Annotated in this window: 22 protein-coding genes; 8 read left to right on the top strand and 14 right to left on the bottom strand. The window is 64.3% G+C overall.

All coding sequences use genetic code 11. The features are described from left to right. Window positions 1–93: 93 nt before the first annotated feature. Genes AC3WLM_RS15660 through AC3WLM_RS15645 form a run of 4 tightly spaced genes read left to right on the top strand, consistent with a single transcriptional unit; the run spans window position 94 to window position 4,281 of the window. Window positions 94–873: a uracil-DNA glycosylase family protein gene (locus AC3WLM_RS15660; RefSeq protein WP_492477900.1), complete on the top strand. Its 780-nt coding sequence runs from the start codon at window positions 94–96 to the stop codon at window positions 871–873. Then, window positions 849–2,645, top strand: coding sequence for a lytic transglycosylase domain-containing protein (locus AC3WLM_RS15655; RefSeq protein WP_039332005.1), 1,797 nt, complete (start codon window positions 849–851; stop codon window positions 2,643–2,645). Before AC3WLM_RS15660 ends, AC3WLM_RS15655 begins: the two co-directional genes overlap by 25 nt. Beyond that, the gene (gene moaB / locus AC3WLM_RS15650) at window positions 2,635–3,162 is read left to right on the top strand and encodes a molybdenum cofactor biosynthesis protein B (RefSeq protein WP_193826716.1); all 528 of its coding nucleotides are present in this window, start codon (window positions 2,635–2,637) and stop codon (window positions 3,160–3,162) included. Before AC3WLM_RS15655 ends, moaB begins: the two co-directional genes overlap by 11 nt. A gap of 51 nt (window positions 3,163–3,213) precedes the next feature. Next, window positions 3,214–4,281, top strand: coding sequence for a PA0069 family radical SAM protein (locus AC3WLM_RS15645; RefSeq protein ID WP_492477899.1), 1,068 nt, complete (start codon window positions 3,214–3,216; stop codon window positions 4,279–4,281). A gap of 899 nt (window positions 4,282–5,180) precedes the next feature. Here the strand turns inward: AC3WLM_RS15645 and AC3WLM_RS15640 are convergent. The 9 genes from AC3WLM_RS15640 to AC3WLM_RS15600 form a co-directional block, all read right to left on the bottom strand. Further along, a complete protein-coding gene (locus tag AC3WLM_RS15640; RefSeq protein ID WP_492477898.1) occupies window positions 5,181–5,600 on the bottom strand; it encodes a DUF1330 domain-containing protein in 420 nt (139 codons plus the stop codon). Beyond that, window positions 5,597–7,216, bottom strand: coding sequence for a long-chain fatty acid--CoA ligase (locus tag AC3WLM_RS15635; protein WP_492477897.1), 1,620 nt, complete (start codon window positions 7,214–7,216; stop codon window positions 5,597–5,599). The genes AC3WLM_RS15640 and AC3WLM_RS15635 overlap by 4 nt, the downstream gene beginning before the upstream one ends. A gap of 19 nt (window positions 7,217–7,235) precedes the next feature. After that, the gene (gene dnaE / locus AC3WLM_RS15630) at window positions 7,236–10,826 is read right to left on the bottom strand and encodes a DNA polymerase III subunit alpha (protein ID WP_492477896.1); all 3,591 of its coding nucleotides are present in this window, start codon (window positions 10,824–10,826) and stop codon (window positions 7,236–7,238) included. Window positions 10,827–10,901: 75 nt separating this feature from the next. After that, a complete protein-coding gene (locus tag AC3WLM_RS15625) occupies window positions 10,902–11,390 on the bottom strand; it encodes a glutathione peroxidase (RefSeq protein ID WP_039334031.1) in 489 nt (162 codons plus the stop codon). Continuing rightward, a complete protein-coding gene (locus AC3WLM_RS15620) occupies window positions 11,387–11,620 on the bottom strand; it encodes a hypothetical protein (RefSeq protein ID WP_039334029.1) in 234 nt (77 codons plus the stop codon). Before AC3WLM_RS15620 ends, AC3WLM_RS15625 begins: the two co-directional genes overlap by 4 nt. A 64-nt stretch (window positions 11,621–11,684) precedes the next feature. Beyond that, window positions 11,685–11,948, bottom strand: a complete 264-nt coding sequence (locus tag AC3WLM_RS15615) for a hypothetical protein (protein WP_052242298.1) — start codon at window positions 11,946–11,948, stop codon at window positions 11,685–11,687. 52 nt (window positions 11,949–12,000) lie between these two features. Beyond that, entirely contained in the window at window positions 12,001–12,690 is a 690-nt protein-coding gene (locus AC3WLM_RS15610) for an ABC transporter ATP-binding protein (RefSeq protein WP_039334028.1), read from the bottom strand. Continuing rightward, window positions 12,683–13,924, bottom strand: a complete 1,242-nt coding sequence (locus tag AC3WLM_RS15605; protein ID WP_062341762.1) for a lipoprotein-releasing ABC transporter permease subunit — start codon at window positions 13,922–13,924, stop codon at window positions 12,683–12,685. The genes AC3WLM_RS15610 and AC3WLM_RS15605 overlap by 8 nt, the downstream gene beginning before the upstream one ends. A gap of 100 nt (window positions 13,925–14,024) precedes the next feature. Beyond that, on the bottom strand, window positions 14,025–14,960 hold the full coding sequence (locus tag AC3WLM_RS15600) for an MASE1 domain-containing protein (protein WP_492477895.1): 936 nt from the start codon (window positions 14,958–14,960) through the stop codon (window positions 14,025–14,027). Window positions 14,961–15,308: 348 nt separating this feature from the next. On the opposite strand from AC3WLM_RS15600, the gene purF reads away from it, so the two are divergent. The 3 genes from purF (at window position 15,309) to AC3WLM_RS15585 (ending at window position 17,968) form a co-directional block, all read left to right on the top strand. Continuing rightward, window positions 15,309–16,814 carry an amidophosphoribosyltransferase gene (purF, locus tag AC3WLM_RS15595; RefSeq protein WP_230487632.1) on the top strand — a complete coding sequence of 502 codons (1,506 nt, stop codon included), beginning with the start codon at window positions 15,309–15,311 and terminating at the stop codon, window positions 16,812–16,814. Window position 16,815: 1 nt separating this feature from the next. Beyond that, window positions 16,816–17,523, top strand: coding sequence for an SDR family NAD(P)-dependent oxidoreductase (locus AC3WLM_RS15590; RefSeq protein ID WP_039334023.1), 708 nt, complete (start codon window positions 16,816–16,818; stop codon window positions 17,521–17,523). A gap of 91 nt (window positions 17,524–17,614) precedes the next feature. Further along, the gene (locus tag AC3WLM_RS15585; protein ID WP_039334022.1) at window positions 17,615–17,968 is read left to right on the top strand and encodes a PilZ domain-containing protein; all 354 of its coding nucleotides are present in this window, start codon (window positions 17,615–17,617) and stop codon (window positions 17,966–17,968) included. A gap of 3 nt (window positions 17,969–17,971) precedes the next feature. Here AC3WLM_RS15585 and AC3WLM_RS15580 read toward each other — a convergent pair whose 3' ends face one another. Both AC3WLM_RS15580 and AC3WLM_RS15575 read right to left on the bottom strand, forming a co-directional pair. Next, window positions 17,972–19,240 (bottom strand): class I SAM-dependent methyltransferase, encoded by a 1,269-nt coding sequence (locus tag AC3WLM_RS15580; RefSeq protein ID WP_492477893.1) that lies wholly within the window; start codon window positions 19,238–19,240, stop codon window positions 17,972–17,974. 37 nt (window positions 19,241–19,277) lie between these two features. Further along, a complete protein-coding gene (locus AC3WLM_RS15575) occupies window positions 19,278–20,699 on the bottom strand; it encodes a cryptochrome/photolyase family protein (RefSeq protein ID WP_492477892.1) in 1,422 nt (473 codons plus the stop codon). A 53-nt stretch (window positions 20,700–20,752) separates the two neighbouring features. Here AC3WLM_RS15575 and AC3WLM_RS15570 point away from each other — a divergent pair, with 53 nt between their 5' ends. After that, entirely contained in the window at window positions 20,753–21,493 is a 741-nt protein-coding gene (locus AC3WLM_RS15570; protein ID WP_052242296.1) for a phosphatase PAP2 family protein, read from the top strand. Here AC3WLM_RS15570 and AC3WLM_RS15565 read toward each other — a convergent pair. The 3 genes from AC3WLM_RS15565 to AC3WLM_RS15555 all read right to left on the bottom strand — a co-directional run bounded on the left by AC3WLM_RS15565 (window position 21,490) and on the right by AC3WLM_RS15555 (window position 25,511). Beyond that, a complete protein-coding gene (locus AC3WLM_RS15565; protein WP_492477890.1) occupies window positions 21,490–22,428 on the bottom strand; it encodes a metal-dependent hydrolase in 939 nt (312 codons plus the stop codon). The two genes, AC3WLM_RS15570 and AC3WLM_RS15565, sit on opposite strands and share 4 nt — an antisense overlap. 84 nt (window positions 22,429–22,512) lie before the next feature. Further along, a complete protein-coding gene (locus AC3WLM_RS15560; protein ID WP_039334018.1) occupies window positions 22,513–23,565 on the bottom strand; it encodes a 2-oxoacid:ferredoxin oxidoreductase subunit beta in 1,053 nt (350 codons plus the stop codon). Continuing rightward, window positions 23,562–25,511, bottom strand: coding sequence for a 2-oxoacid:acceptor oxidoreductase subunit alpha (locus AC3WLM_RS15555; protein ID WP_492477889.1), 1,950 nt, complete (start codon window positions 25,509–25,511; stop codon window positions 23,562–23,564). Before AC3WLM_RS15555 ends, AC3WLM_RS15560 begins: the two co-directional genes overlap by 4 nt. Window positions 25,512–25,661: the final 150 nt, after the last annotated feature.

Below are 25,661 nucleotides of genomic sequence, written 5' to 3'. Positions count from 1 at the left end.
CTGCTGCTAAACGCACGATTGAATTTCGAATGTGCCTTGAAAGAGGGCACAGGCAAGGTCAAGACCGCAAATTGGACTGGAAGGAAAGACAGGTTGCCCGATATCGCTAACGCAGAAAATCATCAGTGGCGCGATGCCGTTACGGCCGCGCTCGATTGGTGGCGCGATGCGGGCGTAGACCATGCCTTCGTTGACGATCCTCAAGACTGGCTGTCCGAAGCGCGCAAGCCAAGGGAAGCTGCACCACCGGCCCCGATGAAGCCGCTGCGCGAACTCACGGCAGAGCGCGATGATTCGCCCAAGGTGGCCAAGGTTAGCGCCAAGGCTGATTGGCCGCAGACCTTTGAAGCCTTCGCCCCTTGGTGGTTGGCCGAACCCGCCCTCGCGCCCGCCGGGTTGCATCGCCTGCCTCCGGTCGGCGCGCAAGGTGCGGACCTGATGATCCTGGTGCCGATGCCCTCGGCAGACGATGGCGATACCCTTCTCTCCGGGCGTGCAGGCCGATTGCTCGATGCCATGCTGGCCGCGTTTGGCCTTGACCGGTCCCGAACCTACATCGCCTCTGCCCTTCCAGCCCACGTGCCGATGCCCGATTGGCACCTCCACAAGGAGTCGGGCCTCGGCGAAGTTCTCCTCCACCACATCACTCTTGCCGCTCCGAAACGACTGCTGATCCTAGGCGCATCAGGCATTTCGGCGCTTCTCGGCAACGACCCGCCGAATTTGGCTCAAAGTTTACGGGCAATTAATCAAGAAGGGCCACCACTTCCCGCGCTGCCGGCGTGGGATCTCGAAGCCATGCTGCAGCGCCCTGCCCTCAAGGCAGGTCTGTGGAGCCGCTGGCTCGAATGGACGGGGACCGAAACGATTTGAAGCTGGCTCGCGCCAAGACGTTCACGCTGCTCGCGCTCGCGGCCTCGTCGCTTGGGCTTTCGGCTGTCCCGGCTCACGCCAACAGCGCCGCGGTCGACTATTTCCGTGGCCGCGCCGATCGCACCGCCGTCCCCTCGCTGCTGAGCGCCGACGATCGCTCCTATTACAAGAGCCTGTTCTCCGCGATCGAGCGCGAGGATTGGACGCAGGTGCAGACGCTGTTCGCCCAGCGGACCGATGGGCCTCTCCATACGGTAGCCCGCGCCCAGTACATGCTGGCCGCAACCTCGCCCAAGGCAGAGCTCGCCCCGATCACTGAAGTGCTGGCCAAGGCTCCGGACTTGCCGTGGGCGGAGCAGCTCGGTCGCCTCGCCCTGAAGCGCGGCGCCACCGACATGCCCGCCCTGCCGCAGGCACAGCGTCTTGTCAGCCTTCCCACCGTCTCCAAGCGCATCAAGCCGCGCCCGATCGATGACGGTACGATGCCGGCCGGCGTCGCCGCCGCGATTCAGGACCGCATCAAGTTTGACGATCCCGTCGGTGCCCGCGTCCTGCTCGATGGGGTCGATGCCACGCTCTCGCCCGCTGCTCGCGCCGAATGGCGGCAGAAGGTCGGCTGGGCCTTCTATATCGAGAACGACGACGCCACCGCCCGCGCTCTTTCGCTCACCGCCGCCGAAGGCACCGGCCCGTGGGTCGCGGAAGCCTACTGGACCGCAGGCCTTGCCAGCTGGCGCCTGAGCGACTGCCTCGCCGCCGCCGACGCCTTTGAAAAGACCGCAGGATCAGCCCAGAACGACGAACTGGCGTCCGCCGCACACTACTGGGCCAGCCGCGCCTGGCTGCGCTGCCGCAAGCCGGAAAAGGTCTCGGCCTCGCTGCGCAACGCCGCCCGCTTCCGCGAAACGCTCTACGGCATGATGGCGTCCGAAGCGCTGGGCATGCGCGAAAGCACGCCGCCGGTCGCGCCGGACTTCTCGCAGAATGACTGGCAGCAGCTTCGCGACGTTCCGAACATCCGCACCGCCGTGCAGCTTGCCGAAATCGGCGAAGACGGCCTTGCCGACGAAGTCCTGCGCCATCAGGCCCGCATCGGCGCGCCCGGGCAATATGCCCCGCTCTCGCGCCTTGCCCGCGATCTGGGCCTCCCCTCCACCCAGCTGTGGATGGCCTACAATGCCCCGGCAGGGGCCCGTCCCGATGAATCCGCGCGCTTCCCTGCGCCGAAGTGGACGCCGGCCACGGGCTGGAAGGTCGATCCCGCGCTGCTCTTTGCCCATTCGCTGCAGGAATCGAACTTCCGCACGGCCGTCACCAGCCCGGCCGGGGCCAAGGGTCTGATGCAGGTCCGCCCCGGCACGGCCAAGGACATGGCCCGCGTAGAGCCGGCAATGGCCGGGCGCGATCGCCAGCTCGACCTGCCTGACGTCAACCTTGCCTTCGGCCAGCAGTACCTCCAGCAGTTGCGCGATTCCGATGCGACGCAGGGCCTCCTGCCCAAGGTCATGGCCGCCTACAATGCCGGCCCCCTGCCGATCAGCCGCTGGAACACGGAAATCCGCGGCGGCAGCGATCCGCTGCTGTGGATGGAATCGATCCCCTACTGGGAAACGCGCGGCTACGTTTCCATCGTCATGCGCAATTACTGGATGTACGAAAAGCAGGCCGGCGGCCCGTCGGAAAGCCGCATGGGCCTTGTCCAGGGCATGTGGCCCAAGTTCCCCGGCCTTTCAGGCGCAGATAATGTGAGGATCGCATCGCGTGGCAATTGATACTTCGCGCGAATTCAAGCCGATCAACATTGCTTTGCTGACCGTTTCCGACACCCGCGGCCCGGCCGAGGATACATCGGGCGATATCCTCGCCGAACGCATCAAGGCCAAGGGCCACAAGCTCGCTGCCCGCGCCATGGAAAAGGACGATGCCGACCGCATCGCCAGCCGCCTCAACAACTGGATCGACGATCGCACCGTCGATGCTGTCGTCATCACCGGCGGCACCGGTCTCACCGGCCGCGACGTGACTCCCGAAGCGCTCGAACGCGTCAAGACGCGCGACATCCCGGGCTTTGGCGAACTGTTCCGCTGGCTGTCCTACAAGACCATCGGCACCAGCACGATTCAGTCACGCGCCTGCGCCGTCGTCGCGCGCGGCACCTATATCTTCGCCCTGCCCGGCTCGAATGGCGCGGTGAAGGACGGCTGGGACGGCATCCTCGACGAACAGCTCGACAGCCGCAACCGGCCCTGCAACTTTGTCGAACTGATGCCGAGGCTGCTGGAAAAGTAAGTCTTTCCAATCGCTATTGCATTTTCGTTCCACTTATGTTCCAATCCAGCCATGGCAATCCATGGCAGAGGAGCGCAATCGGCAAGGGTCCCCACCCGCTTCGGCCTCGCCACGCGCGAGGTTGACGGCGACTGGCTCGACGCGCGCGAGGATATCGACGGTCCCGGTCCCAAGCTGCGCAAGACGGTCACCGAAGAACATTCCCGCTCGATCCTCACCTTCAACCGCTCGCCCGACATCCCCTTTGATCGTTCGGTAAACGCCTACAGGGGGTGCGAGCATGGCTGCGTGTACTGCTACGCTCGGCCCACCCACGCCTGGCACGATCTCTCGCCCGGCCTCGATTTCGAAACGAAGCTCTTTGCCAAACCCGATGCGGCAAAGCTGCTGCGTGAAACCCTGGCCAAGCCCGGCTACATGCCCGCTCCCATTGCCATGGGCACAAATACCGATCCCTACCAGCCGATCGAAAGCCGTTACCGCATCACCCGCCAGGTTCTCGAACTCTGCCTCGAATTGCGCCACCCGGTCACCATCACCACAAAGTCCGCGCGCGTACTGGATGATCTGGACCTGCTGGCCGAACTCGCCCGCAGCAATCTGACCGCGGTCGGCATCTCGGTCACCAGCCTCGACCCGCGCCTGTCCGGCCTTCTCGAACCGCGTGCAAGCAGTCCTGCCAAGCGATTGGAAGCCCTTGGAAAGCTTGTTGCCGCCGGCATCCCCACCCATGTTTCGGTCGCCCCGGTCATTCCGTCGATCACCGACCAGTTCATGGAAGGCATCCTTGAGGCCTCCGCAGACCGTGGCGTGCGGTCGGCCAGTTGGATCATGCTGCGCCTTCCACACGAAGTCGCCCCGCTGTTCCGCGAATGGCTCGACACGCACTTCCCGGATCGCGCATCGAAAGTCATGGGGATCGTCCAGTCGGTTCGCGGCGGCAAGGACAACGACGCGCAGTTCTTCACCCGCATGAAGCCGAATGGCGTCTGGGCCGACCTCATCCGCACCCGCTTCCGCGTCGCCTGTCGCAAGCACGGCATCGGCAAGGCCCGCATCGATCTGGACTGCGCGCAATTCAGGAAGCCCAGCCCCAACGGCCAGCTGGACCTGTTCTGAGCACACACCAGACATTCTCCAAACCTACCGTCGCCCCGGGCTTGACCCGGGCCCCGCTTTTCTTCTGCGCTTCCTGTGAACCAAGGAAGCGGGATCCCGGGTCAAGCCCGGGATGACGGTTTGGGTCAGTACGGACAAGCTTGACAAAAAGAACCATATAGGTTATACACTCCGCCCACAGGTCAGGAGAGGGCACAAGGCCAACCCGCTCCTCTCCCTTCGGAGCTTACGCCCAGAATTATACTTGGGCGGACGGCTCCGGCGCGATCGGTGCGGCAGGTGCGCAGCGGGTTCAACGAGGGGCGTAAAGCCCAAGACCCACCGGGCAATCCCTGCCGTTACCCAAGGACAGACAGGACAACCCAGGGCTGATAGCACGGCGCCGAACCCTGAGCGACGCTGCGGATGCGGAACCCGCCATGATTGTGCGACTGTGTCAGCACAAACGACAGGTTCTTTTCACGCAGCCGCTTGCCAGAAGCCAAGGCAGTACGCGAGCCGCTGCCAAAGCTTCGTCCTTTCGCATGTGTCCGACCATCAGGCTGAGCCGACAAGGGGCCCGGAACCGCCCCCGGCCACTCGCAACCGGTCCCGCGCCCCATCCCTTGCGTGCCACAACGGCACCGCACCGGTCGCGCGATCTGTGAACTCCCACAGGCGTTACCGTCCGCATTCGCCAGCGGATGCTCCCTCGCGCCACCTCGCGGCGTCCCCGCGAAGGCGGGACCTCGTTGTTCTTACGGAACCTCACAGTAAACCAATGAGGCCCCGCCTTTGCGGGGGCGCACCGGGGTTCCGCGATGCGATGCCCTCCCCCAGGCGGGAGGGCCGTGAGACTTGCTGAACGTAGTGAAGCTAGTCGCAGCGGGGTGGGCACCCGGCTCCACGCCAAGGAAACGCTAAGCCCCGTTGAACCGGATCAACCGGCTGTCCGCCACCGCCGCTGTGCGATGCGGAAGCGCATCGCGTACATAAGCCTCGTCCTTCACCATCGCAAAGAATGCCCCGGCGTCGGGGTAGCCCATCACGAAAGCCTCGTCCCACTCGCCCTGCGGCCCGGTGACAACGCATTCCATCGGCGCGTGCCACACCATCGCCGCACCGGAATCCCTTACCAGCGCCTGAAACGCGTCCTTGTAGATCGCATAGGCCTCGCGCCCGGTCAGGCCCTTGCCATGGTTGGAGTGCCCTTCCGGGTATTTGGCAAGATCGCGGAACTTGATCAGGTTGAGCATGTGGATCGGCCGGTCCCGCGGCAGCGACTTGAAGACCTCGAAGTTCTCGCGGCTCGGATCGATGTAGACCGGGCGCTCGCTCACGCCACCTTGTCCCACACGAAGTCGCGGAACTGTTCGCGCAGGTCCTTCTTGCTGATCTTGCCGGTGCCCGTGTGCGGGATTTGTTCCACGAAGGCTACCGCATCGGGCACCCACCACTTGGCGACATGTTGCGCAAGGAAGCTGCGGATTTCTTCCTCATTGCACTCGGCGCCCGGCTTTTTCACCACCACCAGCAACGGCCGCTCATCCCACTTAGGGTGATACACGCCGATCGCTGCCGCCTCCGCCACAGCGGGATGACCGATCGCAGCATTCTCCAGTTCGACCGAACTGATCCATTCGCCGCCGGACTTGATCACGTCCTTGGTGCGGTCGGTCAGTTGCAGGGTTCCGTCCGGATGGATCAGGCCCACGTCTCCGGTATCGAACCATTGCCCTGCCACCACCGCATCGGCCTCGGCCTTGAAGTAGCGCTTGACGATCCACGGCCCGCGCACCTGCAAGGCTCCCGCCGTCACGCCATCGCGCGGCAGGACCTTCTCCGGATCGCCCAGATCGACACAGCGAATTTCCACGCCGAACGGCGGCCGCCCCTGCATCGCCTTGACCGTCACCTGCTCGTCGAACGAAAGCTCGTCCCAGTTCCAGGTTTCGGCCCCCGTCGTGCCGATCGGTGATGTCTCGGTCATGCCCCAGGCATGGGCCACCCGGCGCCCGGCGCGCATGAAGCGCTCGATCATCGCGCGCGGCATCGCCGAACCGCCGCAGACGATGGTCTGCAAGCTCGGCGGGATTTCGCCACCGTTGTGGGTGTCGACATGCTGCAGCAGGGCCAGCCACACGGTGGGCACCCCGGCCGAACAGGTCACCTTTTCGCGGTTCATCAGGTCGCACAGCACTGCGCCATCGTTCACCGCTGAATAGACGAACTTGGCCCCTGCCGCGGCGCCGGCCCAGGGCAGGCCCCAGCTGGCGGCATGGAACATCGGCACGATCGGCAGCATGACCGAGCGACAGTCCATCCCGAACACGGGTGGGCTGATCGCGCTCAGCGCATGGAGCATGGTAGAGCGATGCTCATAGAGCACGCCCTTGGGATTACCGGTGGTGCCGCTGGTATAGCACAGCATGCAGGGATCGCGCTCGTCACCGTCGTGCCACTCGGCCACGCCGTCCTCGCCCGAAATCCATTCCTCGAAGTGAAGCGCCGGTTCGCTGCTGTCAAAGCAGATGTAGTGTTCGACCGTCGGCCAGCGCGGCTTCATCCGCTCTATGATCGGCGCCCAGACCTTGTCGAACAGCATCACCCGGTCTTCGGCATGATTGACGATGTATTCGAGCTGATCGTCGAACAGCCGGGGGTTGAGCGTGTGGAGGATGCCGCCAACGCCCACCGCGCCATACCACGAAACCAGATGCCGATGATGGTTCATCGCCAGCGTCGCGATCCGGTCCCCGGGCTGCACGCCAAGCTTGCGCAAGGCCTGCGTCATGCGCAGCGCATCGTGGCGTATGCCGGCCCAGTTGGTCCGCGTCTCGCTGCCATCGGCCCAGCGGCTGACGATCTCGCGCGCACCGTGTTCGCGCGCGGCGTGGTCTATCAGATGTGTGACCCGCAGCTTCCAGTCCTGCATTGCGCCAAGCTGCTGAGTCATCTCTCTCTCCATCCGGTTCTTATTCGACCAGCCGCAGATGCCTTTCCGGTCTTGCGGTCAGGGCGACATTGGCGAGTCCTTCTATCGGAATCAATCGCTCGATTAAGTCGCTGTCCAGTTTAAAATCATTGCCGAGCCGCACGAGCGGCTCCTTGGGTCCGCCAGTCCGAAGGCGCGCCAGCACTTCGCCCGTCCCGCCAGACCCACGCGGCAGGAGCATCGCCAGCTCCGAGATCGCCTCGGGCTTGCTCACCTCGAGCTTGAGCATCATCCGCGACGAGCTTGTCACCGAAGCCAGCGGCCTTGCCCCCCGCACCGTCACGCGCGGCGGCTCGTCGGGATTGGGCCGGTCAAGTTCGACATTGAGAAGCACGCAGGTCCCGTCCTTCGCCCATTGCTGGAACGGCTCGACCAGCGATTCCTCGAAGCACGAGGCCGAGAACAGCCCCGAACTGTCGGAGAAGTCGGCCATGACGAAGTCCTTGCCCTTCTTCGTCTTGCGCTTCTGCACGTTCTCCACCAGCGCGGCCATGACCGCGCCGGAACGCCCGCCCGGCTCGCCACTGCTGGTCATCAGGCTGCCATACGATCTCGCCCCATTGGCCGAAGCCACGGCGCGATATTCTTCCACCGGATGCGCCGCGAAATAGAACCCGAAGTTCTCGCGCTCCGCCGCCATCTGGTCGGCCCGGCTCCACGGCTTCGTCTCGGCAAGGCGCGTGGCGGGCGTGGCATGATCGTCCCCGCCGAACAGGCCACCCTGCCCCGACGTGCGAGAGCGCGCCGCTTCGTCCGCCACCGCCATCAGCAGTTCGGCATTGGCAATCACCTGCGCGCGGTTGGGTTCAAGGCAATCGAGCGCACCGCCCGCAGCCAGCGCTTCCAGCTGCCGCCGGTTCATCGATCCTGCCGGAATGCGCTTGAACAGGTCGTCGAGCGAAGCAAAGGGCCCGTTCGCTTCGCGCTCCTCGACGATCTGCTCCATCGCCTTCTCGCCCACATTGCGCAGGCCCGCCAGTGCATAGCGCACGGCAAAGCCGTCCTGCGTCCGCTCGACGGTGAACTCGGCCTCGGAATGGTTGATGTCCGGCCCGGCCAGCGCCACGCCATTGCGCCGCATGTCGTCGACGAAGACCGAGAGCTTTTCCGACTGATGCATGTCGAAGCACATCGATGCCGCATAGAACTCGTGCGGATAGTGCGTCTTCAGCCACGCCGTCTGGTAGGCAAGCAGCGCGTAAGCGGCAGCGTGCGACTTGTTAAAGCCATAGCCTGCAAACTTGTCGATCAAGTCGAACAGTTCGTTGGCCTTGGCCGCCGGAATGTCGGACACCGTCTTGCAGCCATCGACGAAGCGCTGGCGCTGCGCGTCCATCTCGGCCTGCACCTTCTTGCCCATCGCGCGGCGCAGAAGGTCTGCATCGCCGAGCGAATAGCCCGCCAGGATCTGCGCGGCCTGCATGACCTGTTCCTGGTAGACGAAGATCCCGTAGGTCTCGGCGAGAATTCCCGCCAGCTTCTCGTGCGGATACTCGATGCTTTCGAGGCCGTTCTTGCGCCGCCCGAACAGCGGGATGTTGTCCATCGGGCCCGGACGGTAAAGCGAGACGAGCGCGATGATGTCGCCGAAGTTGGTCGGCTTCACTGCCGCCAGCGTGCGCCGCATGCCTTCGGATTCCAGCTGGAACACGCCCACCGTATCGCCCGACTGCAGCAGCTTGTAGGTCTGCTCGTCATCCCAGGCGAGCGCCGAAAGGTCGATGCTGATGCCGCGCTTGGCCATCAGGTCCACCGCCTTGCGCAGCACCGACAGCGTCTTGAGGCCGAGGAAGTCGAACTTCACGAGGCCCGCATCCTCGACATGCTTCATGTCGAACTGCGTCACCGGCATGTCCGAGCGCGGATCGCGGTAGAGCGGCACCAGCTGCGCCAGCGGGCGGTCGCCGATGACCACGCCGGCCGCATGGGTCGAGCTGTTGCGCGGCAGGCCTTCCAGCTGCATCGCAAGGTCGATCAGGCGCTTGACCTCGGGATCGCGGTCATACTCGCGCTTGAGTTCCACCACCCCGTTCAGCGCGCGCGGCAGCGGCCACGGGTCGGTCGGATGGTTGGGCACCATCTTGCACAGGCGGTCGGTCTGCCCATAGCTCATCTGCAGGATGCGCCCGGTATCGCGCAGCACGGCGCGGGCCTTCAGCTTGCCGAAGGTGATGATCTGCGCCACGTGATCCAGCCCGTACTTGCGCTGGACATAGCGGATCACCTCGCCGCGCCGGGTTTCGCAGAAATCGATATCGAAGTCCGGCATCGAGACGCGTTCCGGGTTGAGGAAGCGCTCGAACAGCAGGCCCAGCTTGATCGGATCAAGGTCGGTGATGGTCAGCGCCCATGCCACAAGGCTGCCCGCGCCCGAACCGCGCCCCGGCCCCACCGGAATGTCGTTCTCCTTGGCCCATTTGATGAAGTCAGCGACGATCAGGAAGTAGCCGCCAAAACCCATGCGGTTGATGATCGCGATCTCGAACTCGAGCCGCTTGCGGTAGTCGAGCACTTCCTCCCACACGCCCGCGACATTGAGCTGCGGATAATCGGCAGCGTCCGGCTCGGCATCCGGGCCAAGGCACAGCACGCGCTCCAGCTCGGCGTGGGCGGCTTCCGGGTAATAGGGCTTCAACCGCAGGACGAGGCCCTTGCGGCTGTCCTCGGCACACATCCGCGCCTCGCCTTCCTGGTCACCGGCAAGGCTCGGCAGGATCGGCTTGCGCTTGGGCGGCATCACCGCGCAGCGCTGTGCTACGACCAGCGTGTTGGCGAGCGCTTCGGGGAGGTCCTTGAAGATTTCCTCCATTACCGGCGCAGGCTTGATCCACCACTCCTTGCTGGAACGCGGACGGTCGGTGCTGTCAACGTGGGTGGAACTGGCGATGCACAGCATGGCATCGTGCGCGTCGTAGAACCCGCGCTCGGCAAAACAGGCGGGATTGGTCGCCACCAGCGGCAGGTTTCGAGCATAGGCCAGATCGATCAGCGCCTCTTCAGACGCCTCTTCCACCGGCTCGTTGCGCCGCGCGATCTCGATGTAGAGCCGCTCGGGGAACAGTTCCTGCAAGCGATCGAGGTAAGCTTCGGCCGCAGACTGCTGCTGCCCCGCAAGCAGCCGCGCCAGCGCGCCCTCGCCCGCCGCGGTCAGGCAGATCAGCCCATCGGTGCGGCCAACGAGGTCCGCCAGCACGACATGCGCCTCGAACTCCAGAGGCCGCTCAAGATGCGCGCGGCTGACGAGGTGGCACAAGTTGTCATAGCCGCGTGCATCCTGCGCATAGAGCGCCAGCCAGTCGACGGTCGGTGCAGCAGGCCCGAACCCCGTCGCCGCGCCATCACGCTCGGGCCGCGCCACCGCCAGCATCGTGCCGATGACGGGCTGCACGCCCATGTCCTTGCATGCCTTGGCATAGGCGACGCTGCCATAGAGCCCGTTGCGATCGGTAATCGCCGCCGCCGGAAAACCCCGCTCCGCCGCCGTCTTGGCAATCGCCTTGGGATCGATCGCTCCGTCGAGCATCGTGTAGGACGAGAAGATGCGCAAGGGAACGAAGGGGGCGTGGGGCATGTCGGCCAAGGTAGGAAAAAGGCCGCCTTCTTGCGAGAGGCGCGGCCTGTTTTTCCCCCGAACCGAATGCTGCTGTCAGAGCAGCTTTTCGATATCCTTCGCGATGCTTTCCGGCTTGTCGGTCGGCGCATAGCGGCGGACGACCTTGCCGTCGCGGCCGATCAGGAACTTGGTGAAGTTCCACTTGATCGCCTTCGTGCCCAGCACACCCGGCGCTTCCTTCTTGAGCCAGTCGTAGAGCGGGTCGGCATTGTCGCCATTGACCTCGATCTTGGCCATGAGCGGGAAGCTCAGGCCGAAGTTGACCTTGCAGAAGCTCTCGATCTCGTCGGCCGATCCCGGCTCCTGCCCGCCGAACTGGTTGCAGGGGAAGGCCAGCACCTCGAAGCCCCGGTCGCCATAGTCCTTCCACAGCTTCTCGAGCCCGTCGTACTGCGGGGTGAAGCCGCACTTCGACGCGGTGTTGACCACCAGCAAGACCTTGCCCTTCTTCTCGGCCAGATCGATCACTTCGCCATTTGGCTTCTTCGCCTTGAAATCGGCTATCGTGGTCGGTTCGCTCATGTCAGGCCCTCCCGATCCGCAAGTTCGAGGATTTCGCCGACGTTGAGCGACTTGCCTCCCGCCACGTCGATCACCAGGCGGGCACGCTGGGCGGCATCCATGCCAGCCACTTCCGCCACCAGGTCCCGCAAGGGAGCTTTCTTGAGGACGCTGAAATTGTACTGCATCTCAGAGCCGGCATCGTCGCGCTCATGCAACGTGGCTTCGGCATTCCAATCAAGACCGGACATGACTTCTCCCCTTGTCATGCAAATGGTTCGCACGACAAGGGAAGCTGATCAACGGCAAATGGGCTTAGGCGGGAAAATCGATGCGGTGGGCCAGTGCCGCGATTTCGGCCGGGGAATACTGCCGGTCGCCCGACTTCTCGATGACCAGGTTCGCCCGCTCGCTTTCCGACATGCGCGCAACCATTCGCACCATGTCGGCGAAGGTTCCGGAATGCAGCGAGGCAAAGCCGTGGAACACGCCGTCTGCAGCCTCACGGCGCAGGACAACGGCGTGGTCGTTCCAGAATGCAGCCGCATCGGCAGCTTCGGCGCGGATCGTGGTGTTCATGAGGTACGATCTCCTTTTGCACACGAAAACGCTTCAGGAGAACGATGTATCCCTATTCGAGCACACCCTCATGCAGCCGCACAACGCGGTCCATGCGCAGGGCGAGGCGTTCGTTGTGCGTGGCGATCAGCGCCGCGCTGCCCTCGCCACGCACCAGCTTGAGAAACTCCTCGAGCACGCGGTCGGCAGTGGCCTCATCAAGGTTGCCGGTCGGCTCGTCGGCCAGCACCATTTCCGGCCGGTTGGCCAGCGCACGCGCCACGGCGACACGCTGTTGCTCGCCGCCCGAAAGCTGGCTGGGCCGGTGATCGAGACGCTTGGCAAGCCCCAGCGCAGTCAGCAACTCGGCCGCCCGGGTTTCTGCCTCGCCCCGCGTCTTGCCTGCCACCATCTGCGGCAGCACCACGTTCTCGATCGCGTTGAAATCGGGCAAAAGATGATGGAACTGGTAGACGAAGCCCAGGTGATCGCGGCGCAGCGCCGTCCGGTCATCGCCCGAAAGCTGCGAGGCATTCGTCCCGGCGATCTCGATCAGCCCCGAAAAACCGCCTTCCAGCAGTCCGATCGCCTGCAGCATGGTCGACTTGCCCGAACCCGAAGGCCCCAGCAGCGCAACGATCTCGCCGGGGCGGATCTCGAGGTTCACGCCGCGCAGCACGTCGATGGTCACCCCGCCCTGGCTGAATGAGCGGCGCAGGTCGCGCAATCGAACCACAGGATTTTTGGCGACGGGATCACTCATAACGCAGCACCTGAACCGGGTCCGTGCTGGCAGCCTTCAGCGCCGGATAAAGCGTGGCAAGGAACGAGAACAGCAAGGCCATCATGCAGATGGTCGTGATCTCGACCGGGTCCGAACGGCTCGGCAGCTCGGTAAGGAAGCGGATCGACGGGTCCCACAGGTTCTGCCCCGTCACCCACTGGATCGCATTCACGATAGGTTGGCGGAAGAACAGGAAGACGAAGCCCAGCAGAAGTCCGGAAACGGTGCCAAGAGCACCGATCACGAAGCCGATCGTGACGAAGATCTTGAGCAGGCTTTTCCGCGTTGCCCCCATCGTGCGCAGGATCGCGATGTCCCGCGTCTTGGCGCGCACGAGCATGATCAGCGACGAAAGGATGTTGAACACCGCGACCAGCACGATGATGGAAAGCACGATGAACATCGCCACGCGCTCCACCGCCAGTGCCTCGAACAGGCTGGCGTTGATGGTCTTCCAGTCGGTGACGACCGCCGTGCCTTCTAGTTGCTTGGCAATAGGAGCAAGGGTCTCGGACACGGTATCGGCATTGGTCGTAGTGACCTCGATCATGCCGATTGAGTCACCGGTCAGCAGCAATGTCTGCGCATCCGCGATGGGCATGACCACATACGCGTTGTCATAATCGTAGATGCCGACTTCGAAGATTGCCGATACGGTATAGGCAATCTCGCGCGGGACAGTGCCGAACGGCGTAGCTCGACCTTGCGGGTTGATGATCGTGATGCTGTCGCCCACCCGCGCACCAAGGTTCTGGGCAAGGCGCGAACCGATGGCAACATTGCCTGACTCTGGCCGCAGCGAGGCGATCACGCCATCGACGCGCTTGTCCTCCAGCCGCTTGATATCGCCCGCAGTATTGCCGCGCACGAGAATCGCCTCGACCCTGCCATTGAAGCTGGCGAGCAGCGGCTGCTCTATCAGCGGCGAGGCATGGGTAACGCCGGGCGTCGCCTCGACCTTCTTGAGGATGTCCTGCCAGTTGTCCAGCCGCCCGCCGTAGGCCTGGATGATCGCATGGCCGTTCAGGCCCACGATCTTGTCGAGCAGTTCGGCGCGGAAACCGTTCATCACGCTCATCACGATGACCAGCGCGGCCACGCCGAGCATTACCGCGACAAGGCTGATGCCCGCGACGAGCGCAATGAATGCCTCGCCTCGCCCGGGCAGCATGTAGCGCTTGGCGATGGTCCATTCGAATGGCGACAGGATCAAGCAGAAGTCCCCTGGCAGGAATGCGCCTCCGGGTTCCCGGAGACGGCTGCGGATGTAGGCTGGAGCGCAGCAAACGGCAATGGCTGCAAGAACCGGACGTTCAGAGTGCCGCGCTTGTCCGTTCGAGTTCCGCAATTCGGTGCTGCATCTGCTGCATCTCTATGATGCGCCGATGACGCTCGCACGAAAGCGGCAGGGCTGCCAGCACCGTCACGCCGACATAGAGCTGGAAGAACTGGATGCGGTCGCCGAACTCGATGTCCATGCCGGCAATCGGCCCGAACCCCAGGATAGTCATCGTGCCGCCGATGGCGATCAGCAGCAGAGGCATCAAGGTGGTGATCGCAGCTGGCACCAGGGCCGAGGAAACCATCAGGAATACCAGCGGGAACACCAGCAGCGCGCGCATGTCGAGCAGGAATACCAGCGCGGTCAGGCCCGTGAACGACCCGAACACGAGCGTTGCCAAGGGCAGTTGGCGCGCTGGCGGCAGGAAGCTTCGTCCGCGTGCCAGGCGATGGTAGACATAGTGGAACACGGGCAGGCACGCGACCAGCCCGAGAGCGTGGCCGATGATCCATCGGGTAAAATTCTCGACCAGCGGCTGACCAAAGGAGAACCAGGCCAGGAACGATGCGATGCAACCGGTCACCAATGGGATGGTCAGACCGATGCCGAGGTAGAAGGACGTCACCCATTCGAGGATGTCGTGCGGCCAGAACGCATCGGTGATCCGCCGCCAGACGAACGCGACGGCGATAGCTTCGGCCATATTTATGAAAGCCAGTGGCACCGCCAGGACCCAGCCAAACCCGAAGTACCCGGTTGCGATGGTACTCGCGAACCAGCACGGGACCACCCACTTCAACCAGAGGCGGAACGGAAGATGCACCAGCCGCCCCGCCAGGAGCGCTGTGGCGATCCAGACCATGGCAACGCCGCCGGTGAACCGACCGAACGCCACTGCGCCATAGGCCAACGCAAAGTATGCGACGGCGGTACAGACCGGATCGGCAAGAGTACGGGCAACGCGCATTGCCCTGCCCTAACACTGCCCTGGTTAATTTTTCCCAGCGCAAATCACGCACAATCATCGACTGCGCAGATCAGTGAAAAACCACGTTGAGCAGGTAGGAAATCGTCCCCCCAATCACGAAAAGCGCCCCAAGAGCCAACAGCCCGATACCGATTATCCTCACCAGCCACTCCATGCTCCGCCTGTCCGTGGCCCCAACTACGCCCCAGAAGACTCGCGGTTCCCCGGGCCGGGAACGGCCTCAAGCGATGCATTGCGAACCTTGCCCTTGCCATTGTGCGCAAACGTCGCCATTTGGGCGCCAGAAACCGGCCGGCGCGCACGCGCCCACGCGAGTCCACGGGACCCATGACCACAGATCACGAACTTCTCGATGCAACGCCCTGGGATATCGGGCGGGGCGATATCGGCGCCGATGACGACAAGCTGCGCGAGGAGTGCGGCATCTTCGGCGTACTCGGCGTACGTGACGCTGCGGCGACAGTGGCGCTAGGTCTCCATGCCCTGCAGCACCGCGGGCAGGAAGCCGTGGGCATCACCAGCTTCGACGGGCAGGAATTCTACTCGCGCAAGGGCATTGGCCATGTGGCGGCGAATTTCTCGACCGGATCGGCCATTGCCGAACTGCCGGGCATGATGGCCTCTGGCCACGTCCGCTATTCGACGACGGGCGGTGCAGGCCTGCGCAACGTCCAGCCGCTCTTCGCAGACCTCGCCTCGGGCGGTTTCTCGATCGCCCACAACGGCAACATCTCCAACGCGATGTTCCTCAAGCGCGATCTCGTCCGCAAGGGCGCGATCTTCCAGTCGACGTCGGACACCGAGGTGATCATTCACCTCGTTGCGACGAGCCGTTACCCCACCCTGCTCGACCGCTTCGTCGATGCCCTGCGCCTGATCGAGGGCGCCTATTCGCTGATCTGCATGACGCCCGAGGGCATGATCGCCTGCCGCGATCCGCTCGGTATCCGCCCGCTCGTCATGGGCAAGCTCGGTGACGCGGTGGTCTTCGCCAGCGAAACCGTTGCGCTTGACGTCGTCGGCGCAGACTTCGTGCGCGAAGTGGAGCCCGGCGAGCTGATCCAGGTCGATCTCGACGGCAACCTCAGCACGCACCGGCCGTTCGGCAAGCCCAACGCGCGCCCCTGCATCTTCGAACACGTCTATTTCAGCCGCCCGGACTCGGTCATGGGTGGCAGCTCGGTCTACCAGGTACGCAAGGCCATCGGCGCGCAACTGGCGATGGAAAGCCCGGCAGACGCCGATCTCGTCATCCCCGTGCCTGACAGCGGCGTGCCTGCTGCGCTCGGCTACGCCCAGCAGTCAGGCATCCCGTTCGAACTCGGCATCATCCGCTCGCACTATGTCGGCCGCACCTTCATCCAGCCCTCGGACGGTGCCCGCAACGCCGACGTGAAGCGCAAGCACAATGCCAACCGTGCGCTGGTCGCCGGCAAGCGCATTGTCCTGATCGACGATTCGATCGTGCGCGGCACTACCAGCCTCAAGATCGTGCAGATGATGCGCGATGCAGGCGCCGCCGAAGTGCACATGCGAATCGCCAGCCCGCCGACCGAGCATTCGTGTTTCTACGGCGTCGACACGCCCGAACGCTCGAAGCTGCTCGCTGCACGCATGGATGTCGCCGCGATGGCGGAGTTCATCCACGCCGACAGCCTTGCTTTCGTCTCGATCGACGGCCTCTACCGCGCCGTGGGCGAGGCCGAACGCAAGAAGTCTTGCCCGCAGTATTGCGACGCCTGCTTCACCGGCGAATACCCCACGCGCCTGACCGATCTTGCCGATCGCGAGAGCCCCGATCAGCTTTCGCTGCCGGTCGGAAAGGTCGCGTAAGATGAGCCTTGCGGGTCAAGTCGCGCTGGTTACCGGCGCAAGCCGCGGCATTGGCGCGGCCACGGCCAAGGCACTGGCCGCTGCCGGAGCGCACGTCGTTCTTGTGGCGCGCAACGCCAAGGACCTCGAGAAGATCGAGGAAGAGATCTTCGAGGCCGGTGGCAGCGCCACGATTGCGCCGGTCGATCTCTCCGAGGCTGACAGCATCGCCCGTCTCGCCACCGCCATCTCGGGCCGCTGGAAGGCACTCGACATTCTGGTGATCAACGCCGCCGTCCTGCCCACCCTCACCCCGGTCTGGCAGATCGACGCGCGCGAGTTCAACCAGGCGCTGACTCTCAACGTGCTGGCAACGCAGGCACTTCTTGCCGGCTTCGACGGCATGCTGCGCAAGAGCCAGGACGCCCGCGTCATCGGCGTGACGAGCAGCGTCGGCGCCACCCCCCGCGCCTACTGGGGTGCCTACGGCGCTTCGAAGGCGGCGTTTGACAACCTGCTGGGCAGCTATGGGCAGGAAGTGCGCAACACCGCGGCCATCCGAGTTGCCGTGGTCGATCCGGGCGCAACCCGCACCAAGATGCGCGCCCGCGCCTACCCCGGAGAAGACCCGCAGACGGTCAAGGCTCCGGAAGTCGTTGCTGACCGGATCGTTACGCTTCTTGGTGAACAGTTTGCCAGTCCGCACCGCATTCGCGTTAACCAGGACTGATAGCGCCTAATTAACGTAGCCGCGCGATTCTTTGCAAAGGTTTGCCGATCCGTCGGCAGACCGGAAACGCAATGGGTCGAGGTCGCCCGGCATGACGACGACGGATTGGAATACCAACATCTATGGGCAGGCCGCGCTCGAGGACCGCAGTGCGCCACGCCAACGTGTCAACATTCCGGCAACGCTCAGGCCATCCGGCGGCAAGGGCTTTCAGACCGTCGTGCTTGACCTTTCGCTAGGCGGCTTCTGCGCAAATGCGCTGCAACGCATGCACGCCGGCAACCGCTGCTGGCTGACCCTGCCCGGCATGGAATCCCTTCAGGCCGAGGTGGTGTGGTGGGATTCCGGCCGCGTCGGCTGCGCCTTCGCCAACCTGCTCAGCCCGATCGTCCACGACAACATCCTCGCGCGATATCGCGGGGACGGAGTTTTCAGGCGTCCCTGAAGCTTACTGCTTTACCAGCGTCACCTGGCTGACGTTGATGCCGCCACCGCGGAACCCGCCTTCGCAATACATCAGGTAATAGCGCCACAAGTTGACGAACCGCTCGTCAAACCCGGCAGGCAGCCTCCCTTCGACTACGGCAAGATCAAGCGCCTCGCGCCACAGCTTGAGCGTGCGGGCATAGTCGAGGCCGAAGTCCTGGCGATCCTGCCATGTGAGCCCGCGCTCGTGCGCCAGTCGTGCAAACTCCCGCTCGCTGATCAGCAGGCCGCCGGGGAAGACATAGGCCTGGATGAAGTCGGCGCTGGCGGCATAGGCATCGAACAGGTCATCGCGGATGGTGATGTATTGCAGCGCCGCACGCCCTCCGGGCTTCAGACAGCGGGCAAGGCAGTCGAAGTAGGACGGCCAATATTCGCGACCCACGGCCTCGACCATCTCGACGCTGGCGATAGCGTCGAATGTTCCTTCGACATCGCGGTAATCCTGATGACGGTACTCGATCCCGCCCAGCCCTGATGAAGCGAGGGCTTCGCGCGCCCACTCCAGCTGCTCGTCCGATAGGCTGATGCCGGTCACCCGCGCCCCGGTCGTCTCGGCGAGGCGCCGCGCCAGAAAGCCCCAGCCGCAACCGATCTCGAGCACTTCGCTGCGAGGTGTGAGCGCCAGACGCGCCCCCAACCGGTCAACCTTGTTGGCCTGAGCCTCGGCCAAGGGTGCATCTGCTGAAATGCCGTCCCACAACGCGCTCGAGTAACTCATGGTCGAGTCCAGCCACTGGCGGTAGAAGTCATTGCCAAGGTCATAGTGCGCCGCGATGTTGCGCCGCGCCTGCGCTCGCGAATTCTTGCGCAGGAAGTTGAGCGCCCGGCCAGCCAGACGCCACGGACCTTTAGCCCGGCCGACGTCGCCCAAGGTGGTGGCGTTGCGCATGAACAGATCGAAGATCGGCACGGGATCTGGGCTATCCCATTCGCCTTCGACCCAGGCCTCATACCAGCCGATCGAGCCAGCCGTAGCCAGCCGCACAAGCGCATTCCAGTTATGCAGGTGAATTCGCGCGACAGGCCCCTCGCCCCGCCCGCCGACAGTGCGCTGGCTGCCGTCCGGCAAGATAGCGTGGATCGTGCCAAGAACTAGGCCGCGGTCGATCCTTTCGACAACGCGCTCGAACGGTCCGGCAAACAGGTGTGCGACCCAGCGGCCGACGGCAGACATGTTCCAGCCACCGGCCACCAGATGCCGTCCCCTCGATGGCGTCTGTGCAGTCATGGGCGGGATATGCGGCTCCGCAGCGTAACGCGCAAGGTCAGCCATGCGCCTTCATTGCTTCATGCGCCGCCAAAGCCCGCGCCCGGCCTTGCGCATGGGGCACGATCTTGCGGACATAGCCCGGTGGCGGGAACGTGGGATCGTGGACCTCGGCGTCGGACAGATGGCGCAGTTCCGGCACCCATTTGCGGATATAGCCTGCTGCGTCAAACTTCGCCGACTGGGTGAGTGGTGCCATGATTCGCACGAACATGTTGGAATCTATGCCCGTCCCTGCCGTCCACTGCCAGTTGACCGCGTTGGAACCGTAATCCGCATCAACCAGAGTGTCCCAGAACCAACGCTCGCCTTCACGCCAGTCGATCAGGAGATGCTTCACCAGGAAGCTTGCCGCAATCATCCTCACGCGGTTGTGCATCCACCCTGTGTGCCAAAGCTCGCGCATCCCGGCATCGACGATCGGGTAGCCAGTGCGCCCCTGCTGCCATGCCCGCAGCCCCTCGGGATCGTCACGCCATTGCAGCCGGTCGTAGGCCTCCCGCGCATTCTTCGAGCCATAGTCTGGGAATTGCACGATCACGTTCTGGGCATAGTCGCGCCAGCCCAGCTCGCTGAGGAATACGTCCACCGATCCGCCGGCATCGGCCACCTTCTGCCACACCGTCGCCGGCGAAATCTCGCCGAAGTGGAGATGCGGCGACAGGCGCGAAGTTCCTTCAATCGACGGCAGATTGCGGCATTGCTCGTACCGCGCCGCCCGCGCCGCAAAGGCTTCCAGCCGCTTGTGCGCACCCGCTTCGCCGGGGATCCATTCTTTGCGGAACCCGCCCGCCCAGTCGGGCGCAGTGGGCAGCAGTTTCCAGTCGTCGAGCGTGTCGCTCGTCGGCCAGTGCTCCGGCGCGACCAGCTGCTCTAGTGCTTGCGCTGGGTGCGCGGGCGGCATCCGCTCTTTAAGGGCCTGCCAGAATGGCGTGAAGATCTTGTAGGGCGCGCCGCTTCCGGTCTTCACCGCACCAGCCGGCGCCAGGTAGTTGCCGTCGTGAAGGACAAGCTGCATACCCTTGGCGACGGCCTTCTCCGCGTTGCGCCACCACGGCTCGTAATGGTGCAACGCATGGACGACCCGCGCCCCGGTTTCGCGGCGCACAGCCGCCAGTTCCTCGTGCACCTTGCCCCGGCGCAGGATCAGTCGCGATCCCAGCTTGCGAAGCGCGGCATCCAGGCTGGCCAGGCTGTAATGCAGCCACCAGCGCGAGGCACCGCCCATGCGGCAGTGCCTGGGCGTCTCGTCATCAAGCACGTAGACCGGGATAACGGGCCCGGCCTCGGCGGCTGCCAGAAGCGCCGCCTGATCGGCCAGTCGAAGATCGCGGCGGAACCAGACAATCGTCGGTTCGGCCTGCGTCGATGCAGACACCAGTTCCCTTTCTCCTGTTATGCGGCCCTTGCAAGCCGGCATCACAAACCGTTGTTCGGGAACAAGGTTTGCGGCAATCTCGTTCCAAGCAACCGATGGTCCAAGCCGCCCCCGAACGCCACCTGCCCCAAAGGGCGCGCAGCTGGAGAATATCTCCGCGCCATGCCCTGATCGCGTCGGCGCTGTGCTGGATCGGCTTTGTCCTGGTCGCCTCGCTCGTGCTGTCAGGGCACGGCAGCGAGATCGACAGTTCCGGCCTGCTGTTCTGGCGACGCGGGGCAGACCTTGTTCCCGCCGGTCCGCAATGGCTGCTCGAGGCGGTGCGGGATCTGACGGCGCTTGGCGGGGTCCTGCTGCGCAACCTCATCCTGATCGGCGTGCTCGCCGCCCTGCTGTTCCTGCGTCTGAAGCGCGAGGCAGTGCTGCTGACTGCGACAGTCATGGGCGGATGGCTGGTCAACTCGCTGGTCAAGATTGCTGTCGGCCGCCCCCGCCCGATGATCGTGCCGCACCTGACCGAGGCGGGCGGGCAGAGCTTTCCCAGTGGGCACAGTTTCAATTCCGCGGTGATCTACATCGCCATCGCGCTGGCCTTCGCGGCCATGAGCCCGCGCCGCTCGATTCGCTGGACCCTGATCATCAGCGCCATCGCCCTGAGCATTGCCATTGCGATCAGCCGGGTCTGGCTCGGCGTCCATTTTCCGACTGACGTTGCGGCGGGATGGCTTGGCGGCGCAGGCTGGGCGTTCCTCGCCTCGGCGCTGCTGCACAAGCCAGCGAAAGCCGTCGCCGAGCAGGCCGACGACATGCTCGAGACACTGACGCCCGGCGCCTAGCAGGTCGGAAGTTCAACCACCGTGTGGAAGTTTCGCGCCATCGTCGGGCCAGTGAACCGCGCATCCGCGAAAGTCACCCTCGCCATGCAGCCGGAGCGCTCCACTTTCGCAACCGGCATCTGCGACCAAGCGAGGAACTTGACCGCCTCGGGCGTTGCGTTCGCTGCCTTGCGGACGAGCGGATCGCTCATGTTGTCAGCGATCGGAGCGCCGAAGCTAAAAAGACCGCCAAGCCGCTGGAGTGGATCGTATTGGCCGAAAGTGATTCTGCCGCGCTCACGCCAGACCACATCGCGCCGCCAGAACATCATCGCCTCGGGCGCGGCAAACACGCGGTCGGGAATGGCATAAGGGGCGTCGCTGCGCGGTGCCTGCCAGGCCAGCGCGGATATGCCGACATTGAGCAGGATGAACGCTGCCACCAGTCCCAGGCAAGCCACCGCGATCGCGCCGGAGGCAAAACGCCGCGTTGCCCATATGCCACCACCCAACATCGCGAGAACCCAGGGCGAGACGATAAACAGGCCATCAGAGTGGAACCACCGTTCGCTCCACGGCGACAGCAGCTGGACGGCATAGACAGTCTGCAGATCGAGCAGTGGATGCGTGATCGCACCGAGGTAGCTAAGCAACACCAGCCAGCCCAGGCGCAGCGGCGGCGCCTCCCGCGCGATCTTCCCGCGCGAAGCCTGCCAGCTATCGAACAGCCACAGAAGGCTTACCAGCAACGGCGGCATCAACACCACGCCACCCACCAGCCCATGCGTGAACCCGCGATGCATGGCGAGCGGCGCCCACGGCGCCCAGCCGAAGAACACGTCGATATCCGGCATGTTCGCCGCCAGCACCAGCGCGGCAAGGCCCTTGCGCGACCGGTGCTTCAGACCCGTTTCCGCGAGTGCCCAACCGACAAGGCTGTGCGTCAGGTTGTCCAATCGGTGACCTCAAACAGAAAGGCCGCAAGGGCACGACCCGCGTCGCATCCTTGCGGCCTTGGAAGCCTTTGGGAAACCCGGAAATCAGACCGGATCGGCAGCTGTTCCGCTGACGGTCCAGGTCTGGCCCTTGCCAAGCAGCTTGGCGAGGTTGGCGTCCTTGCCCTTGCGGGCCTGTTCGTCCTGGCCGAGCAGCACGTCCTCATAGGAAGGCCGCGGATCGTCGTAGATCACGCCCAGCGCCATCGGGAACGGGCCGAACGGCATCTCCACGAGCATATGGGCGAGCGCGCGGTTCTTGACGTTGTGGACGAGCACTCCCGCCGCCTGCCAGTCGCCATCGGTCACGTCGACGACCTTGAGCGTCAGCGTGTCCATGTCGAGCGCAATGCCCTTCACGCCGCCCGACTTCTCCGAACCGAACAGCATCGGCTCGCCATCGGTCAGCCACAGCTGGTTCTGGTCGGCCACGCCCTTGGCGACGAAGTCGTCGAAGCGGTCCTTGTTGTAGACGATGCAGTTCTGGAAGATTTCCACGAAGGCCGCGCCCTTGTGGGCATGAGCCGCCTTGAGCACGCCGGGCAGGTTCTTCGAGACGTCATAGGCCCGCGCGATGAAGCGCGCGCCCGAACCCAGCGCGAAGGCGCAGGGGAGCGCAGGACGGTCAACCGAGCCGAGCGGCGACGTCGGCGAATTGGTGCCTTCGCGGCTCGTCGGCGAGAACTGGCCCTTGGTCAGGCCGTAGATCTCGTTGTTGAACAGCAGGATCTGCACGTTCACGTTACGACGCAGGATGTGCATCGTGTGATTGCCGCCGATCGACATGCCATCGCCATCGCCCGTCACCAGCCAGACGTCGAGTTCCGGATTGGCGAGCTTGATGCCGGTGGCAAAGGCGGGCGCACGGCCGTGGATCGTGTGGAAGCCATAGCTTTCCACATAGTACGGGAAGCGGCTGGAGCAGCCGATGCCCGAAACGAACACGGTGTTCGAAGGATCGGCGCCGATCTCCGGCAGGGTGCGCTGCACCGCCTTGAGGATCGCGTAGTCGCCGCAACCTGGGCACCAGCGCACTTCCTGGTCGGTTTCCCAGTCCTTGAGCGTGGTCTGGACCGCGATCTTGGTCATCTCGTTCATGGATTGTCACTCTTGATGCTGGGCAGCTGCGTCTTGTCGGCATCGACCTCGCCTCCGGCGTGGCCGCCAAGCGCATCCACGATCGCGGCTTCGATTTCCGCGATGGTGAAGGGCTGGCCGCTGGTCTTGTTGAGCGGCTGGGCGTCGATCAGGAACTGGTCGCGCAGCACGGTCTTGAACTGGCCGGTGTTCATCTCGGGCACCAGCACCTTGTCGTAGGACTTGAGCAGGTCGCCCAAGTTCGACGGCATCGGCCAGATGTGGCGGACGTGGACGTGGCTGACGTCGAGGCCCTTGCGACGGGCGCGGCGCACGGCCTGATAGATCGGGCCATAAGTGCTGCCCCAGCCGACGACCACGAGCTTGCCCGAAGCCTCGCCATGGCTGACTTCCTGCAAGGGGATCGAGTTCGCCACGCCTTCGACCTTGGCCTTGCGTGCGTCGGTCATGATCTGGTGGCTCGCCGGGCTGTAGTCGATGTTGCCGGTGCCGGGGTTCTTCTCGATGCCGCCGATGCGGTGCATCAGGCCCGGAGTGCCGGGCTTGATCCACGGACGCGCGCCCTTTTCGTCGCGCGCGAAGGGCAACAGTTCGCCGTTGGGGCCGTTCTTCTCTTCGAGGAACGTCACCGGGAACGGCTTGAAGCTTTCGGGATCGGGCACCTTCCACGGCTCCGCCGCGTTGGCGATGTAGCCGTCGGTCAGGAGCATGACCGGGGTCATGTATTCCACCGCGATGCGGCAGGCCTCGATGGCGACTTCAAAGCAGTCCGAAGCGCTGCGTGCCGCGATCACCGGCATCGGCGCATCACCGTTTCGGCCATAGACCGCCTGGTAGAGGTCCGACTGTTCGGTCTTGGTCGGCAGACCCGTCGACGGGCCGCCACGCTGCGAGTTGACGATGACCAGCGGCAGCTCGGTCATGATGGCAAGGCCCATCGCCTCGCCCTTGAGCGCAATGCCGGGGCCAGACGACGAGGTCACGCCCAGCTGGCCCGCATAGCTCGCGCCGATGGCCGAGGCGATTGCGGCAATCTCGTCTTCCGCCTGGAAGGTGGTAACGCCGTATTCCTTGAGCCGGGCAAGGTTGTGCAGGATCGCCGAGGCAGGCGTGATCGGATAGCCGCCGAAGAACATGTGCAGATCGGCCAGCTGCGCGCCCGCTACGAGGCCGAGGCTGATCGCTTCGGCGCCGGTGACCGTGCGGTAGAGGCCCGGCTCGCTCTCGACCGGAGCGATGTGGTACTGCTTGAGCGGCCCTGCCAGTTCGGCGGTTTCGCCATAGGCATGGCCAGCGTTCAGCGCAGCGATATTGGCCTGGGCCAGAACCGGGTTCTTGGCGAACTTGGCGTTCAACCAGTCGACCAGCGGTTGGCGGTCACGATCGAACATCCACAGGGCAAGGCCCAGCGTCCACATGTTCTTGCAGCGCAGCGCTTCCTTGTTGCCAAGGCCGAAGGGCTTTACCGCTTCGAGCGTCAGCGCCGAGATGTCGAACGCGAGCAGCTGCCACTTCTCGAGGCTGCCGTCCTCAAGCGGGTTGACCTCGTACTTGGCCTTCTCGAGGTTGCGCTTGTTGAACTCGCCGGTGTCGGCAATGATCAGGCCCCCGGCCTTGAGCGCGCCGACGTTAGTCTTGAGCGCTGCCGGGTTCATTGCCACGAGCACGTCGGGCTGGTCGCCCGCGGTGTCGATCTCGGTCGAGCCGAAGTTGATCTGGAAGGCAGAGACGCCGAACAGCGTGCCTTGCGGCGCGCGGATTTCCGCCGGGAAGTCCGGGAAAGTGGCAAGGTCGTTGCCCGCCAGCGCCGTGGAAAGGGTGAACTGACCGCCGGTCAGCTGCATGCCGTCGCCCGAGTCACCAGCAAAGCGCACAACCACCGCCTCGGGGGTCGGTGATTCCTTGCCGCCCGTCAGCGCGTCCGGTCCTTCAACTAGTGTAGCCATATCGTCCTCTGCTGCGCCCGGGAGTTTCACCCAGTGCTGACACGCGCCTATGCCCCTCGTGTTCCGTTCGCAAAGAAGAAAATCTGCGCAGGGCGAAAAATCCTCCTGCGCTCTTGATTCCCATCGCGCTTGCCAGTCAAGTTGCAAAAG

The organism is Novosphingobium sp. FW305-C-30-35, assembly GCF_058783135.1.
Note: the sequence above shows the minus strand (reverse complement) of the source record. Positions and strands in the feature narration are given on the sequence as shown.

Excerpts from the sequence above, each read along its gene's own strand:
- AC3WLM_RS15590 (WP_039334023.1), top strand. The coding sequence starts at position 16,816 with ATGAGCCTTGCGGGTCAAGTCGCGCTGGTTACCGGCGCAAGCCGCGGC.
- AC3WLM_RS15625 (WP_039334031.1), bottom strand. The coding sequence starts at position 11,390 with ATGAGCGAACCGACCACGATAGCCGATTTCAAGGCGAAGAAGCCAAAT.
- AC3WLM_RS15620 (WP_039334029.1), bottom strand. The coding sequence starts at position 11,620 with ATGTCCGGTCTTGATTGGAATGCCGAAGCCACGTTGCATGAGCGCGAC.
- AC3WLM_RS15580 (WP_492477893.1), bottom strand. The coding sequence starts at position 19,240 with ATGACTGCACAGACGCCATCGAGGGGACGGCATCTGGTGGCCGGTGGC.
- AC3WLM_RS15560 (WP_039334018.1), bottom strand. The coding sequence starts at position 23,565 with ATGAACGAGATGACCAAGATCGCGGTCCAGACCACGCTCAAGGACTGG.
- AC3WLM_RS15610 (WP_039334028.1), bottom strand. The coding sequence starts at position 12,690 with ATGAGTGATCCCGTCGCCAAAAATCCTGTGGTTCGATTGCGCGACCTG.
- AC3WLM_RS15600 (WP_492477895.1), bottom strand. The coding sequence starts at position 14,960 with ATGCGCGTTGCCCGTACTCTTGCCGATCCGGTCTGTACCGCCGTCGCA.
- AC3WLM_RS15555 (WP_492477889.1), bottom strand. The coding sequence starts at position 25,511 with ATGGCTACACTAGTTGAAGGACCGGACGCGCTGACGGGCGGCAAGGAA.
- AC3WLM_RS15575 (WP_492477892.1), bottom strand. The coding sequence starts at position 20,699 with ATGCCGGCTTGCAAGGGCCGCATAACAGGAGAAAGGGAACTGGTGTCT.
- AC3WLM_RS15655 (WP_039332005.1), top strand. The coding sequence starts at position 849 with ATGGACGGGGACCGAAACGATTTGAAGCTGGCTCGCGCCAAGACGTTC.
- AC3WLM_RS15570 (WP_052242296.1), top strand. The coding sequence starts at position 20,753 with ATGGTCCAAGCCGCCCCCGAACGCCACCTGCCCCAAAGGGCGCGCAGC.
- AC3WLM_RS15615 (WP_052242298.1), bottom strand. The coding sequence starts at position 11,948 with ATGAACACCACGATCCGCGCCGAAGCTGCCGATGCGGCTGCATTCTGG.
- dnaE (WP_492477896.1), bottom strand. The coding sequence starts at position 10,826 with ATGCCCCACGCCCCCTTCGTTCCCTTGCGCATCTTCTCGTCCTACACG.
- AC3WLM_RS15645 (WP_492477899.1), top strand. The coding sequence starts at position 3,214 with ATGGCAATCCATGGCAGAGGAGCGCAATCGGCAAGGGTCCCCACCCGC.
- purF (WP_230487632.1), top strand. The coding sequence starts at position 15,309 with ATGACCACAGATCACGAACTTCTCGATGCAACGCCCTGGGATATCGGG.
- AC3WLM_RS15585 (WP_039334022.1), top strand. The coding sequence starts at position 17,615 with ATGACGACGACGGATTGGAATACCAACATCTATGGGCAGGCCGCGCTC.
- AC3WLM_RS15635 (WP_492477897.1), bottom strand. The coding sequence starts at position 7,216 with ATGACTCAGCAGCTTGGCGCAATGCAGGACTGGAAGCTGCGGGTCACA.